The sequence below is a fragment of the Akkermansiaceae bacterium genome (assembly GCA_019634595.1).
In the GTDB taxonomy this organism is placed as follows: Bacteria; Verrucomicrobiota; Verrucomicrobiia; order Verrucomicrobiales; family Akkermansiaceae; genus Luteolibacter.
Genome location: JAHCBC010000003.1, coordinates 871,742 through 884,621 on the forward strand (window position 1 = coordinate 871,742; position 12,880 = coordinate 884,621).

Annotated in this window: 10 protein-coding genes; 5 read left to right on the forward strand and 5 right to left on the reverse strand. The window is 60.6% G+C overall.

The features are described 5' to 3' along the window. Positions 1-11 precede the first annotated feature (11 nt). Positions 12-1,457, forward strand: a complete 1,446-nt coding sequence (locus KF712_14495) for an O-antigen ligase family protein (protein ID MBX3742199.1) — start codon at positions 12-14, stop codon at positions 1,455-1,457. Between the two features lie 46 nt (positions 1,458-1,503). Here the strand turns inward: KF712_14495 and KF712_14500 are convergent, their stop codons facing one another. Continuing rightward, positions 1,504-2,691, reverse strand: a complete 1,188-nt coding sequence (locus KF712_14500; protein MBX3742200.1) for a glycosyltransferase — start codon at positions 2,689-2,691, stop codon at positions 1,504-1,506. A 189-nt stretch (positions 2,692-2,880) separates the two neighbouring features. Between KF712_14500 and KF712_14505 the strand changes: the two genes are divergently transcribed. The 3 genes from KF712_14505 to KF712_14515 all read left to right on the forward strand — a co-directional run bounded on the left by KF712_14505 (position 2,881) and on the right by KF712_14515 (position 7,206). Then, positions 2,881-3,162 (forward strand): hypothetical protein, encoded by a 282-nt coding sequence (locus KF712_14505; GenBank protein ID MBX3742201.1) that lies wholly within the window; start codon positions 2,881-2,883, stop codon positions 3,160-3,162. Between the two features lie 15 nt (positions 3,163-3,177). Further along, entirely contained in the window at positions 3,178-5,445 is a 2,268-nt protein-coding gene (locus KF712_14510; protein MBX3742202.1) for a polysaccharide biosynthesis tyrosine autokinase, read from the forward strand. A 276-nt stretch (positions 5,446-5,721) separates the two neighbouring features. Next, positions 5,722-7,206 carry an exopolysaccharide biosynthesis polyprenyl glycosylphosphotransferase gene (locus tag KF712_14515; protein MBX3742203.1) on the forward strand — a complete coding sequence of 495 codons (1,485 nt, stop codon included), beginning with the start codon at positions 5,722-5,724 and terminating at the stop codon, positions 7,204-7,206. 39 nt (positions 7,207-7,245) lie between these two features. Here the strand turns inward: KF712_14515 and KF712_14520 are convergent, their stop codons facing one another. The 3 genes from KF712_14520 to KF712_14530 are packed head-to-tail and all read right to left on the reverse strand — an operon-like array spanning position 7,246 to position 10,809. Continuing rightward, complete coding sequence (locus tag KF712_14520) at positions 7,246-8,061, reverse strand: methyltransferase domain-containing protein (GenBank protein MBX3742204.1); 816 nt, start codon at positions 8,059-8,061, stop codon at positions 7,246-7,248. 18 nt (positions 8,062-8,079) lie between these two features. Next, a complete protein-coding gene (locus KF712_14525) occupies positions 8,080-9,288 on the reverse strand; it encodes a glycosyltransferase (protein MBX3742205.1) in 1,209 nt (402 codons plus the stop codon). Positions 9,289-9,306: 18 nt separating this feature from the next. Beyond that, the gene (locus KF712_14530; protein ID MBX3742206.1) at positions 9,307-10,809 is read right to left on the reverse strand and encodes a glycosyltransferase family 39 protein; all 1,503 of its coding nucleotides are present in this window, start codon (positions 10,807-10,809) and stop codon (positions 9,307-9,309) included. 101 nt (positions 10,810-10,910) lie between these two features. Between KF712_14530 and KF712_14535 the strand changes: the two genes are divergently transcribed. Next, the gene (locus tag KF712_14535) at positions 10,911-11,627 is read left to right on the forward strand and encodes a methyltransferase domain-containing protein (GenBank protein MBX3742207.1); all 717 of its coding nucleotides are present in this window, start codon (positions 10,911-10,913) and stop codon (positions 11,625-11,627) included. Here the strand turns inward: KF712_14535 and KF712_14540 are convergent. After that, positions 11,624-12,757: a glycosyltransferase family 2 protein gene (locus KF712_14540; protein ID MBX3742208.1), complete on the reverse strand. Its 1,134-nt coding sequence runs from the start codon at positions 12,755-12,757 to the stop codon at positions 11,624-11,626. The genes KF712_14535 and KF712_14540 overlap by 4 nt on opposite strands. Positions 12,758-12,880: the final 123 nt, after the last annotated feature.

A 12,880-nucleotide genomic window follows, 5' to 3' on the forward strand; every position in this document is an offset into this window, starting at 1 on the left:
GCCGACACCTGATGGAATTCTTCTTCGCTGTTTTCTTTTTGCTCTTCTACTTCCTGCGCCCGCAGGACTGGGTGCCGGGACTGATCGGGATGAATCTCATCAAGCCCATCATCGTCACGTGGGTGGCCGCGCTTTTCATGGGCCGGTCGATGGCCTCGCCCTTCCCCGGACTGCTGAGGACGCCCCATGACTGGGTCATACTCTCCTATTTCATCTATGTGGTGTGGACGGCCCCGGACTCCACCGGAGCCTTTTCGGGGTTTCTCCCCCTGGTCGCGTTCTATGCCCTCACCGTGCAGTCGATCACCTCCTGGGAACGCCTCCTTTCCTATCTGAAATGGTGGACGATCGCGCTCGTGATCGTCTCGATCATCGCAAACCTCATTCCGCTGGGAATCGACCTGACGGGGGGGAAAGCCTATATGGAGGAGTTCGGCCGCCTCTGCATCGGAACCTGGATCCACGGGAATCCGAACTCACTCGCGCACTCCGTGGTGGTGGTGATGCCCGTCGCCTACCTGCTGTATTTCTGGAAAGGCAGTTCCCTGGGGAAATGGGTGATCTTCCCCCTGTTTGCCGGACTCGCCTACTGGTGCGTGTTCCAGACAGCATCAAAAGGAGCGTTCGTGGTGGGGGGCATCACGCTCGTGAGCGTGTTCGTCATCGGCAGGCCGAAGATGGTCCAGGTCTTCATGGCGGTGGTTTCACTCACCGTCGGGATGAGCGCCCTCAGCTTCCTGCCCCGGATGGCGCAGATGAACGACCTCCGGGCTGATGAAGGGGTGCAGGGACGCCTGCTCGCCTGGGAAATGGCGCGCGGGGTGACGAAAACACGTTCCACGGGAGCTGGCTGGCAAGAGTTCGTAGCGCTGATCGACTGGAAGGAAGGGAACACCGTCATCCATGACATTCCGAAGGCCACCCACTCAAGTTACGTGCAGGTGGGTGCGGACCTCGGCACCTACGGGCTTTTCCTCTATGTCGCCGGCCTGTGGTGTGCGGTGCACACGCTGTTGAAATTCCGGCCGGCCAATGACGACGAGGACCGCTGCCGGAGGGCCCTTGCCGTCCTGCTGCTGGCCACGGCTGCCTCCGGCTGGATGATCAACCGGCAGTATCATACGGAATACTTCCTCGTCATCGCCGCAACCGCCGCCTTGCACCGGTTGCGCATGAGCAGGGAAGGGGTGGCACCACCCGCCGTGGAGGCTCCGCCGGAAGACAATAATCCCCTTTCCGAAGATCCCGATGACGAGGAATCCGCCGCAACATACGAAATGCCGGAAACCGAACGGAGGGAAGACGAAGTGGCCCCGATCTTCAGCACCAGGGAAGATACCGAAACGGCCCCTCCCAAGCCCTTCTGGAACCGCCTGAGCCTGATGGATCTGGCAGCCTGTTCGGGCCTGACCTACGCGATTTTCTGGTGCTGGGATTATATCCTCACGAGCCTTTGAGCGCTCCCCATCCCGGGTTTCCACCACCCCCGGGATCCGGCCGTCCTCAGTCTCCGGAACCGGGCTTACGGCCCGCCAGTTCTTCGTAGAGCCGGCTGTAACCATTGACCATGGAAGCCAGTGAAAACCGCTGCTCCGCGGTTCTGCGGGCCCCCGCCCCCAGTTCCGCGAGGAGAGGAAGATCCGAGGCGATGTCCCCGAGCACCCGGACCAATGCCTCCGGGGTGGCCATTTCGCGCAGGAAACCGTTGACACCCTCAACCACGACTTCGTTCGCACCACAGGCGGGATGCACCAGGCAAGGGACCGCACAGGCCATGGCCTCGAGCATGACGTTCGAGAGGCCCTCACTGTCGGACGGAACCACCAGCAAATCCATCATCCGGTAGAAATCGACGGTTTCAGACTGGTAGCCGGCCCACACGATCCTCTCCTTCACCGGACTCTCCGCGATTTTCCGCAGGATGTCCTCCCGCTCCGCCCCGTGATCCCCGACAATGAGCAGCCGCAGCCTGGGATGACCGGCGGAAAGCCTCCCGAACGCCTCGATCAATCTAGCGTGCCCCTTCAATGCAACGAACCGGCCGACAATGCCCAACACCACGGCGTCCTTTTCCAGCCCCCAGGCCTCCCGGAGCAAAGCCCGCTCCCCATCCTGAACGGGAGCGAACCGCGCGCAGTCAACGCCATTGAGGATCACCCTGATCTTTTCCCCTGGGAAACCATGGTTGACCAGATCCGTCCGGAGGCCCGCGGAGACGGTATGCACCCCACCGCAAACACGATAACCGAGCTTCCGCAACCATTTGCGCCTCCAGACCATCTCCGCCGGACGCATCTGCCCGTGTTCCCCCTGGAGAACCGCCGCACGCCCACCAGCCAGAACGCCAGCCAACGAACCGTAGATCAACGGCCCGAGATTGTGGGTATGGAGAATGTCCGCCGCCTCGCTGCGGATCATCCGGGCAAGCGACCGGGCCGCGGAAAATCGGAAACCGGGCGCTTTCCCCAGACAGACGACCTTCACATCATTCCGCAGCCTGCGGGCAAAATCCCCCACCCGTTCCAAGCAAACGATGGCTGTACGGAATTCCGAAGGATCCAGCCCATTGGCAAGGTTCACCACACCGTTTTCCAGTCCCCCGGGTTCCAGCGATGTGACCAGATGGAGAACCTGGATTTTCCCCCGTGGTGTTGCCTGCGGGGAGGTTCCCGGGAAATCTGGATTTCTCATCTACTGACTTGCTGAAAGGTGGGCTGACAGACGGATTACCGGCAAAAAAACCGCTGCGGCGCAAGACAAGAACACAAGCCGCCCCTAGGGAAGATGACCCTTGACAGCCCATGCCCGGAGGACAACAACTGGCCGGGGAATTAGCTGATCATGAGAGGGATTGCCATTCATTTTTTACAACAGGAGATCATGAACCTGCACCCCATGATCTATTGGGGGATCGCTGTGGTTTGGCTATTGCTTCTGATCTCCGCCGTGACCAGCATCCGGACCCTGGAGATTCCGGTCGCAGTCAAGGTGGTGTGGCTCCTGCTGATCCTGCTCCTGCCCGTCGCCGGACTCGCGCTTTACGCTCTCCGCTGCCTGTTCAAGTCCGACTGGCAGGCACTTGCCCCCCTGTTCCACTCCCGGAAATTGAACCAGCAACTGCCATCGGGCAAAGCGTCCGCCGCCCCTCGCGGCAAAGCGTGATATAGGATCACCAGCATGAGCGACCCTTCCAACAAACCGAAGTTTGATCCCCTCAAACTCATCTCCCAGCTCCTGTCTTACGCGAAACATGTAAGACTCATGCTACTGATGATGGCGGGCGGCCTGATGGCCGGCATCGTTGTCTACATGTTCGCCACCCCGACCTACCGTTCAACGGGGCTGGTGAGCATGCACGGCTTCGGCGCCCCGCTGGTTGACCGGGAGGTCCCCGAGACCTATCAGACCTCGGCTTTCCACAGGAGTTTCCTCACCCGCTTCCGCTCCGCACCCATCCAGCTCGCGGCAGCGAAGCGACTGGGGGTGGTGGGTGACGGAGCCACCAGCGAGGATCTGCTCCGCATCATTCCCAGCCTGGTGGTCCTGCCCGTGGACGGCCGGAACCTGGAACTGACGGTTGTCGCCCATGACCCGCGTATCGTCCGGGAGTTTCCTCAGGCGATGGTCAACGCCTACCAGGAACTCCAACAGGAGAACTACGAAGAGTACCGCGACGAGGCGTTGAGACGCTACACTGAACAGGTCGATCGCCTGGAGCAGGAAATCTCACAGACGATCTCATCCCTTTCCTCCGTCGAGCGGGATCAGAACCTCACCGAGGCGATGCTCGAACAGCAGAGCCTCCTCGACATCCCCAAACAACTGATCCAGACGCGGGAGAAGCTGGCCCGCATGAGAGACGTCAGGACACTCCTCACCAACCTGGAGAACCAGACCCAGGCTGATGGGGACGACACGAGCACAGGTCCGGGCAACAAGATCGGAAACATGATGTCATTGCTCTCACTGTTGGGCTCATTCGAAAATGAGACCGAGGTGAATGTGGGTGATGTCATGCCTGCCGCAGGACAATTCAAGGGCTCCCTCACCGCAACCAGAAGCAAAGAAACCAACCATATCGTCTCGCCTGCGGAAGTTGACGCCATCGAGCCATGGCGAAAGCTGGAAAAGGAGCGCCGCCTGCTGATCAGCCAGATCCAGCAGAACTCCGGCATCTACCAACCCGGCCACCGGGTGATGAAGGAACTCAACCAGAAGCTTGAGGACACGGAGCGCGCTCTGGAGACCGAGTTCAAGATGCTGCGCCAGAAGTTCGACCTGAATTACGCCAGCCTCGAGGACAAGGAAAAGCAACTTCAGGCACGGGTGCCCGAGTATCACGCCGTCACCGAACAAGTGGGGAAATCCTCACACATCTACTCCACCATCGCCGCCAAGCAGAAGATGTGGGATCAAGCCAGGGAGCGTCTCGCCCAGAAGCTGGCGACAGTGACGTTCGCGGAGGATTTCGACTGGGTCGAGCTTCGCTTCAAGGGACTGGTCAGCCTGCGGGATGACATCCCGGTCTCCCCGAGCAAGGTCAAGATCGCAATCCTCGCCGTCGCCGTCGGTCTCGCCGGTGCTTTCGGGGTTCCCACCGCCCTCAACCTCCTGAACACATCGGCTTCCACAGTTCCCCAACTGGAACAGCTCACCGGGCTCGAAGGCATCGGCATTGTCCCGCTCACCTCCAAAGCCATGCTGGAAGATGTGGCCCGCTCGCCCGCCCAAGGGGCGACGGTTCCAAACTATCTCCTGGAGTGCTTCCGGGTCATCCGCGCCAACATCATCATGCACCCCAGCCGGCGGAACCGCTCACAGGTGGTTTTGGTGACCAGTGCGAGGCCGCAGGAAGGAAAAACCACCCAAGCCACCAATCTTGCATGGGCGTTCCAGTCGATGGGTGAGAGAACATTGCTGCTGGACTGCGACCTTCGCCGCGGCCGGGTTCACGGAATCGTCGGCATCGACAAGGCCCCCGGGATGACCCGCCTGCTTTTGGGGGAATGCAGCCTTCAGGACGCGATCCACAACATGGGGCCGGGCGGATTCGATGTGATTCCCCGCGGCCCCGTCATCGCCGGAACCACCGAGCTTCTCTGCCAGGACGTGTTCAGCAACATGCTGGATCATTTCCGGAAGACCTACGACCGCATCGTCATCGACGCCCCCCCTGTCCTGGGCCTCAGTGAATCCAGCTCCCTCCAAAAGGTGGTCGATGGTACGGTTCTCGTCGTGCGGGCTGAAGCAACCGGCCGCAAGGATGTGCTGGATGCCCTCTCCCTCCTCCGGCGCTCACAGGCCCACTTCTTCGGCTTCGTGCTCAACGCAGTGGACCTTTCGAAGCTGGGGAATTATTACAACTACTACTATTACTCCGCGCCATACTACGATCAGATGGAGTCGGAGGAAGAACCCGCGCAACTGGCTGGAAGCCGGTCCTGATGACCGGCAGGCTTGCCCGGGCCTGTTCCAGAATATTCTTGAATCGGGCATGAATTCTGCGGCATTATAGCCGTGGAGGGATCGCCATGATCCTACTATAACAGCGGCGTTTCCGGCATGCGCTGACCGCCCTGAAGACAATGACCCGGCACCAACCGGGGATCCACCCTGCCATCAGATCGAAAATCATGCCAGGCCGCTCCGCCAACAGGTCCAAGGGCCATGCATTGAAGCGAAGGTAACGCTTCCTGCGAACAGACCACTCATTTCCATACCATGCGCCTCTCGACCCATCAGCATCAGGACCGGCTGTCCGCACTGCGGAGACTGGGACTTGATATGGTGATCTGGGTCACGGCGTTTTTCGTTGGCGCGGGCATCCGTTTCGTCGGGAATCCGGAAAGATTCCAGGAAGCTCTGGCCAAGTATGCACCCGGCTTGGTTGTGAGTTCGTTCGGTCTCGTGGCGGTAGCCTATATCTGTGGGCTGTATTCCGCCGGAGGGCCGAAGATCCGCTTGGGCCGGCGGCTCATCCTGATCACCTGCTGCCTGCTCGCCGCGTCCATCGTCCTGCTGTCGCTCGGCTTCATCAACTCCCATTGGCAGGTCGGCCGCGGGGTGCTATTGCTGGCCGTGGTTCCCGCCATCATCCTGATCTGGATCCACCATGTGATCATCCACAAGGTGATGTATGGCTTCAGGGAGCGTGCGGCGGTGGTGATCTCCAGCGAGGAGGACGAGGTGGAAGCTCTCCTGCTCAAGGCGATGGATTTGCGGAACTGCTCATTGCTCGGTTGCTACGCGCGGACGGGATACGTTCCGAAATTGGACATGAGGTGCCTGGGAAGCCCTGATGACGCCTGGCGGCAGGCGGGCAGTGCTCCCATCGACCGGATTTTCTGCACCACCAACAGCCTGAAAGACCCCGAAGTCGCACTGCTGCTCAGAAGGCTCCGGTATTCCGGAACCGCCATTTCTTCGATCGCCCTTGTGTGTGAGGAAACCTATCAGGCCATCCCGCTGGATCTCATCGACGACGAATGGCTCCTTCACGCATGCGGCCAACCGGACCACATTTACATCGCCAAAATCAAGCGATTGGTGGACATCATGGTATCGATCAGCCTCGGGATCGTTTTGCTTCCGTTGCTGCTGGCGGGCGCGCTGATGGTGAAGCTGTCCGGCGGTTCCGGAGGGATCTTCTACCGCCAGGAACGCCTGGGCCGTTTCGGCCGCCCCTTTGAGGTGCTCAAGCTGAGGACGATGGTTGCGGATGCGGAGGCGGGAGGGGCACGCTGGTCCACCAAAAACGATCCCCGGGTGACTCCCATCGGGCGTTTCCTCCGCAAGTTCCGGATCGATGAAATCCCGCAGCTCTGGAATATCCTGCGGGGCGACATGTCTTTTGTCGGCCCCAGGCCGGAGCGCAAGGAATTCGCCGACCGGCTATCCGAGGAGATCCCCTATTTCCCCGAACGGCTCCTGATTCTTCCCGGCCTGACCGGATGGGCGCAAGTGTGCTATCCCTATGGATCCACCGTCGAGGATGCCAGGCGCAAGCTGGAATTCGATCTCTACTATCTCAAAAACATGGGACTGGTGATGGATCTCTTCGTTCTCCTGGATACGATTAAAATCGTACTCATGGGCGGAGCATCCCGCCGCCGTGGCGACAAGCTGGCCGAGTTCGAGGACAAACTGAAGGATGCCCGCGAGCAGGTCCGTTCGAAACGCCGCCACACCTTGCTGGACGCGGGCTGAGACAGGGACAAGGCCCTCTCCCCAACCCGGAGGCGGCGCTCAGCGCTCGCCGACGATGGTGACCGACTGGTAGCAACGCCGGCTCAGCGCCTTGCGCAGGTTCGACGGCAGCAGCCCCACGCCTCCCTCAACAAGCTTGTTCAAGTCGGCCACCAGGCGCGACGGCCAGAACCTCCCTTTCCGGAACACCCGGACCCGACGGAAGCCGGCGGCTTTCAGGGCCTTCTCCAAAGAGCAGAACGTCCATTCCTGGAAATGGAAGCAGACGAGATCATCACCGAAAAAGCGTGAGATATCATGCGGCCCGGAGAACCGGTGTGGTGTGTCGATGACGTATTTCCCGCCTGGTTTCAGCAGGCGGTGGACCAACTGCAGATGGGGGCCCACGTCGTCCGGATGCAAATGTTCCAGGAACTGGTAGCTGAAAGCCACATCGGCAATCCCGTCGGGAAGATCGATCCGGTAGCCATCATATACCTTGAGGAGAAAGTTGGCGGGGGCCTGTGCACCCGCGCTCCGCTGGTCGGAGATGTCCACACCAACCACGCTCTTGCACAGACGGCTCGCCGCATGGGCCAGGCAGCAGTCTCCCGGGGCGATCTCCAGCAGGGTGCTGTCGGAACGCAGGAACGGACGCAGCAAACGGAGCTGGCCCTCCACTTTATGCCGGCTTTGTTCCGGTGTCTCCCGCCTGACGAGCCGCGGGTGGTCCGGCACCCTCTCGAACAATTCCGTGTAGAGGGTCTCAAAGAGTTGCACCCTTTCCGATTGGCAGGAATTCCGCAGTTTCGCTGCGAGTTCCTTCTCCACCTCATAATGGTGGCGGACTCTCTCCGGTGTTCTTGGATCCGTCATTGCTTCGGCCATGAGGATTCAAACTCCCTCGCAGAGTTGCAAGAACTCATCGACGACGCCCTTCCATCCGTTCTCCCGCACCAACCGGACATGTGCGGCATCCGCCAGCCGGCGACGCCTTCCATCATCCACGAGAAGCTCGGCCGTACAGGCCGCAAACGGGCCGGCGCCGTCCGCGATCTCCAGATGGACCCCGCTCTCAAGGCCCAGTCCTTCCGCACCGATCGTCGTTGAGACAACGGGCACGCCCATCGCCATGGCCTCCAGAATCTTGATGCGCGTGCCACCTCCGGCGAGCAACGGCACCACCATGAGGTCGCACATCTTCAGATAGGGCCGGACATCATCCACGGATCCTGTGACCGTGATGGAATCATCATGCGCCGCCAGATTCCGGATCGACTCGGGAGGGTTCCGCCCGATCACCATGAACCGGACCTCTGGGATGGCCCGCTTGATCACCGGGTATGCTTCCGCCACGAAGAACTCAACCGCCTTGATGTTGGGGAGCCAGTCCATCGAGCCAAGGAAGCCGATGACATCACTGCCGGAAGAGATCTCTTTGCGGGGGGCGAAATAATCGACATCCACCCCTGTGGCCACATGCCCGCGGACGTTATCCAGCCGGTAGGTTCCCCGGGCGTAGGCGGAATCATCCTCCGACACCGTGATCACACCGTCGAACAGCGCCGAAAGCTTCTTCTCCCATTTAGAGAAGCGCCTGAACTGGTCACGCAGGTAAAGGCGTCCGACGGGATTGGAAGAGCTTTCCGCCAACCGCTTCCAGATCATCGCTTCCATGTTGTGCTGGAAGAGAATCATCGGCGCCCCACCTTTGATATGGAGGAAATTGGGGGCGGGCTGCAGGAAATCACAGATGACGAGATCGAACCGGTCACCCGTGGCCTCCGTCTCCAGCCAGTCCACCATCTCCTTCGAGCGGTACTTCTCCAGCGCATAAGGGTATTCCGAAAGCACGAAATTGCGCAGGAGATCCACATGGAACCGCCACGTACGTTTGGGAGTCTCCTTCCAGGTGAGCCACACCTTTTCCGCGGCATACGGTGCCGCCGCCTCATCCGGATGAAGCTCCTGACCGTCCGCCAGCAGGGCGAGGTAGGTGACATGGTGGCGCCTGCTGATCTCCTCCAGCATTGCATGGGTCCTCTTTTTCCCTCCGCTGTCGAGCGGGAACAGGGGGCCTGATTTCACCCAGAGGATGTTCATTGGTTTTCTCGACATGCTTCAGTGGAGGAAATTGGCGATGGTGAGGTGGCCGAGGTCGCCCCTGCGCTTCAGGGGCATCTCCAGCACCGAGGGGAACCTGTCACGGTGATTCCGGATGGCGGCACTCACCGCCGTCTGGTGCTTCCAGATCGATTCCCCGGGAAGACCATCATCAACAATGACATGTGTGATGGCAGCGGCATCCAGCAGAGTGAACAGTTCGTCATCCGTTGCGAAACCCATCTGATACCCCCGGCCCAGCCAGTCGCTGGTGGAAAGCAGTTTGGTGCCCCGCTGGACCACGACGCGTTCGGGCGCCATCAACGCGGCGGCCGCCACCAACGCCCCTTCGCCTTTCGCATCCGAGCAGACCAGGAGGTTCACGGGGCCTTTGGAATCCTGCAACAAGCGGGCGATCACCGGCGTCGCCCCTTGGAATACCTTTGTCACCGGACTCGCTACTTTCCAAGTGGCTGCCAACGCAAACACCAGGATCAGGATCAGGGATGGGAATGAAGGATATTTCCGGGTGACCGCGGACGCCAATTTGTCCAGGACTGCAAACCCCAGGATCAGCACCGCTGGAATGACCGGCAACAGATAGCGCTCATCCAGCCCTGAAGGGATGGCGCAATAAAACGCGAACACCGCCGCAACGGATCCCCACAGCACGGCGTCCACCGGCGGCAGTTTCCTTTCCTTTTTCAAAACCATCACCGCAGATCCCGCGGCTCCCCCCATGAGGAGGGTGAGCACGGGACCGAGAACCATGAGTCCGCCCGCAGCATAGTAAGGAAGCGCCTGGAAGACATATTCACCGAGGGGTGCGGCGGACATGCCCTCCGCCGTGATGTGGGAGGTAGCCACCAGCCAGGGAACCGCAAACAACAGGACTGGCAGAGGTGCCAGCCACAGCTTCGGCTCCAGCACGGTTTTCCAGCGTCCCGTCAACAGGATGGCGGCCGGAGGCACCAATGCCAGAAGCAGCCCCGAGCCTTTGGTCAGAATCGCCGCCGCCGCCAGCAGACCGAAGGCCAGCGACCACTTCGCCGCGCCCGTGGAAAGGAACCGCGCGAAGGCCAGAACCGCCAACAGGCACAAGAGCACCAGTAACATATCCGACATGACGATCGCCGTGTAACTCCGCACGAGATGCATGAGGGTGAAGAGAACCGCTGCCGCGAGCGCCGCCGCAAAACCCATCATCCGCCGGCCCGCCATGAAGACGATCCATGCCGTGAAAGCTGTCAGGAATGCGGGCAGCAGGAGCGCGGCGGTTTTCGTCCGGGAGGGGAGCAACCACAGTCCCTCCAACACATAGAACCCCGGAGGGTAATGGCCGATCGCCACTTTGGGAAAGCGGGCGTAATAGTCTTCCGCATAGCGCATGGGGTGGGTTCCGCTCCAGAGCGGCCCGGCCAGATAGTCGCGCACCATGAGGCCGGTCACCACATGCGCGGCCTCATCCGCGTGTCCGCCAAAATCGGATTGATAGGCTCCGCTCCGGATCTGTAGCGTCAATGTCAGGGCGAGCAGGAGACAGAATATGCCGACCGGGATCCATCCCGACCCCGCTCCCCCAGGTGATCCTTCTTTCGACGCAATCAATTCACTATATTTGGATGAAAATTTCCGGGGCATTACGTTCACCTGACGATGAGGATTTCGACACGAGTGCGGCCACTTATGACGAGCAGCTCCAGCGCGGGCTCTCCATCAGCGGGGAGACCAAGGAGTTCTTCGCTTCCCAACGTATGGAGTGGCTGCGCAGACGGTTGGACGGCCTGGGTTTCCAAGCGCGGAACTGCCTTGATTTCGGATGTGGCACCGGCACTTCGACACCGTATTTTTTCGATCTCCTGAACGCAACCTCCGTGATTGGCGCGGATCCTTCGGAAGCTTCGCTTGAGATCGCCCGCTCCGACTGGAAAGCGCTGGCCGCCACATATATCCAACCGGATGCGGCGCCTGTGGGCGGCGTGGACTTCGCCTTCTGCAACGGCGTCTTCCACCACATCGACCCCGTGAACCGTGCCGGGGCGGCCACCCTGGTGTACCGCAGCCTCCGCCCTGGCGGCGTGTTCGCATTCTGGGAGAACAATCCCTGGAATCCACTCACCCGGTTGTCCATGCGGAGGGTCCCCTTCGATGCCGATGCCATCATGCTCTGGCCGGGGGAAACCCGCCGTCTCCTCAAGGACTGTGGATTCGAGGTGATGTTCACGGACTACAAATTCTTCTTTCCCCGTCCCTTGGCGGCGCTGCGGTTCCTCGAGCCGAGCCTCCGCTGGTGCGTGATGGGCGCACAGTATCTCGTCCTGTGCCGCAAGCCCGGCTAGTGGGCCCTTTCCCCCTTCTTGAAAACGTGGATGGCCAGCAGGCCGATCGCCCACAGGGCGGGGACGCTGAGGAAGTGGATGATCGGGATCAGAACCTTGGCCAGGTCCAGCCCACCGAAATGGACCATCCCCCACTTCACGACGATCCCGCCAACGCAGAGCGTCTCCAGCAGCAAGAGGCCGAGCAGGAGGAAAAACAGGCTGTCCTCCTCCAGGCCGATGAGCTTGCGGGTAAGGGCGGTCGACTGTTCTTTCCCCACCAGGAAAAGAACGCAACTGAACACATACAACTGCGCTCCGGTCAGGCCTCCGAGGAGAAGCAATGCCTGGGAGTGCACGTCGAACACGTTGAATATCCCGATCTGGACCGGGCCGAAGATGAGCGCGGCCACCTGAAGCACCGTGCTGGCAATGAGAAGCAACAACCCGACCGATTCGAAAAACTGGGGGCGCTCCGAAAGGATGAACAACAGGTGCCGCATCCCGTCCCGCCAGGTCTTGAGGTGGGCGACCCGTCCGGCGCGGTGCGGGCGGAGTCCGGAAGGGATCTCCACCATCTTCGCCTTCGCCTTCAATGCCTTGATCAGGAGTTCCGAAGCGAACTCCATCCCGGATGAGCGGATGCGCCAGGTTTTGTAAGCCTCCTTCCGCACGCAGCGGAAACCGGAGTTGCAGTCACTCAGCTTCCCTTTGAAAAACAGGTTGATCAGCGTGGTGAGAACCGGCGTCCCGAGGTAATGGTGCATCGGCGGCATGGCGCCCGGCTCCACGGTTCCTTTCAATCTGGAGGCGATCGCCATATCCGCGTTCTCCCGGATGGCGGCCTGGTAAAGCTCCAGGCTGTGCTCAAGCAGGTAGGTCGCGTCCGCATCCGCGAACATCACATAGCGGCCTTCCGCCGCTTCGAATCCACCCCGCAATGCCGCACCGTAGCCCTTTTCACCCACTTTCACCACGCGGGCACCATGGGTCCGCGCGATTTCACGGGACTCATCCGTACTGCCATTGTCCGCCACCAGGATCTCGAACTTGATGGAGGCATCCCCCTCCAACGATTTCCTGACTTCCGTGATGCAATGAGCGAGGGTTTCCGCCTCATTCAGGCAGGGGAATAAGAACGTCAGATCCATAATATATAAGCCGGCACCGCTTCCAGGGACAAAAATCTAACGGAGAATCGTCGGCGTCACTTGCTTTTGACAAGGAGAATTGCAACCGCATCGACCGGACCCGGCGATTGCGTGTTGCACTTT